This window comes from Pseudomonas sp. CM25, from assembly GCF_013179705.1.
Classification (GTDB): Bacteria; Pseudomonadota; Gammaproteobacteria; order Pseudomonadales; family Pseudomonadaceae; genus Aquipseudomonas.
On record NZ_JABMCW010000614.1, the window covers coordinates 1 to 1,620 of the forward strand.

Below are 1,620 nucleotides of genomic sequence, written 5' to 3' on the forward strand. Positions count from 1 at the left end.
GAAAGGATCAAGGAAGGCCTTGTGCTCGCCCGACGTGTACAAGCGCCGCTCGACACCCAGCTTCTCCATTGCGCCGACAAAGCCATAACCGGCCGCCGTGACGCCAATGGAGCCCACCAGGCTGGCCTTGTCGGCGTAGATTTCGTCTGCCGCACTGGCGATGTAATAGGCACCGGAAGCGCCAAGGTCGGTAATCACCGCATACAGCTTGATGGCCGGGTACTCGGCACGCAGGCGGCGAATCTCGTCATACACGTAACCCGCCTGCACCGGGCTGCCGCCCGGGCTGTTGATGCGCATCACCACACCCTTGGTCTTGCCGTCCTTGAACGCTTCGCGCAGGCTTTTGACGATGTTGTCGGCACTGGCAGACTCCTGATCGGCAATCACCCCGCGCACCTCGACCAGCGCGGTGTGGCTGGCACTGCGCGACGCCGCCTTGTCCATGTCCATCAGCGGCGAAAACAACGCCAGCAGGCCGAACAGATACACGAAGGTCAGCAGCTTGAAAAAGATGCCCCAGCGCCGCGCCCGGCGCTGCTCCTGCACGCTGGCCAGCAAGGTCTTTTCCAGCAGCCTCCAGCTTTTGCGCTCTTCGCGCCCCTCGGGCTCGGCCTCGGCCTCGGGGGCTTTCCATTCGTCTGCCATGCTTACCTACCTTGGAAGTGGAATCAGGGAACCCGCCAGCCACTCGCGCAGCTGGGAAAAATGATCGATGCACACCTGCGGAGCAAATTCGGCCAGCGCCTGCAGCGACATGGCACCGTAGCCCACAGCCACCGAATGCATGCCAGCATTGCTGGCCATCAGCAAGTCGAAGGCCGAATCGCCGACCATCAGCGCCCGCCCCGGTTCGACACCACAATGGCCGAGGATTTCCTCGAGCATCAACGGATGCGGCTTGCCACGGGTTTCGTCGGCGGCGCGGGTAATGTCGAAGAACTGGTCCAGGCCATTGGCCTTGAGCACCCGGTCCAGCCCGCGCCGGGCCTTGCCGGTCGCTACCGCCAGGCGGTAGCCCTCGGCGCGGAACGCATCCAGCGATTCGATGACGCCCTCGAACAGCGGCGATGGCTGCTGATCCAGCGCCATGTAGATATCGGCATAGTGCTGACGAAAGCGCTCGACCTGCGCCGGCTCCAGGTGCGGATACAGGGTATGGATGGCCTCGCCAAGCGCCAGGCCGATAATGCCCTTGACTGCATCATCGCTGCTTTGCGCCTCACCGGCACGCTCGGCGGCGGCATTCATGGCCTCGACGATACGCCCAATGGAATCGGCCAGCGTGCCATCCCAGTCGAAGATCAGTAGTTCATAGGCTTTTTTCATGGATCAGGGCGCACTCAACCGCTCGATGGTTTTCGCCCAGACTTCGTCCACCGGTGCCTCGAGCTTCAGCTCACCACCGTCCGGCAAAGGCACGGTCAACGCATACGCATGCAGGAACAGGCGCTTGCCGCCCAGGTCACGGATCTCGCGACTGAAGTCTTCGTCGCCATACTTGCTGTCGCCGGCAATCATGTGCCCGGCATGCAGGGTGTGCACACGAATCTGATGGGTGCGACCGGTAATGGGACGCGCCTCGACAATGGTGGCGAAATCGCCAAAGCGGCGCAGCAC

General features: G+C 62.8%; 2 protein-coding genes and 1 pseudogene. All 3 read right to left on the bottom strand.

The window, feature by feature from the left end:
• Positions 1-648: S49 family peptidase (locus HP546_RS30005; RefSeq protein WP_172233433.1), on the bottom strand; the 648-nt coding region annotated here is incomplete at its 3' end.
• A gap of 6 nt (positions 649-654) precedes the next feature.
• A complete protein-coding gene (locus tag HP546_RS30010; RefSeq protein WP_172233436.1) occupies positions 655-1,329 on the bottom strand; it encodes an HAD family hydrolase in 675 nt (224 codons plus the stop codon).
• 3 nt (positions 1,330-1,332) lie between these two features.
• A pseudogene (locus tag HP546_RS30015) lies at positions 1,333-1,620 on the bottom strand (23S rRNA pseudouridine(955/2504/2580) synthase); the annotation flags it as partial.

Bases quoted from the DNA above. Each gene is read 5' to 3' on its own strand.
- HP546_RS30010 (WP_172233436.1), bottom strand. From the start codon at position 1,329: ATGAAAAAAGCCTATGAACTACTGATCTTCGACTGGGATGGCACGCTG.